Genomic DNA, 271 nt, shown 5'->3' with positions numbered 1-271 from the left:
CCAGAAGGTCTACCAGACCCACTTGCAGCGTGAGCGGCAGAAGATCCTTGGGCTGATCGACGACGTCAACAAGAACCGCTTCACGATCTTCCAGTCCTTGACGTTGCTCCGGCAGCTGAGCCTGGATGCGTCGCTGGTGGATTCTTCGCTGTCCGGTGTGCGGTCATCCAAGCTCGACGTGTTGTTCGAGCAACTGGAAGATGTTATTTCCGAAGGCCACCGCACGCTGATCTTCAGCCAGTTCACCGGATTCCTTGGGAAGGTCCGCGAG

Annotated in this window: 1 protein-coding gene; it reads left to right on the top strand. The window is 57.6% G+C overall.

All coding sequences use genetic code 11. The features are described from left to right. A partial coding sequence (locus tag ACPYOM_RS22550) for a hypothetical protein (protein WP_481347672.1) occupies positions 1-271 on the top strand: 271 nt, incomplete at both ends.

The organism is Monashia sp. HAY1-2A (assembly GCF_056755315.1).
This window is presented reverse-complemented; position numbering and strand designations above follow the sequence as displayed.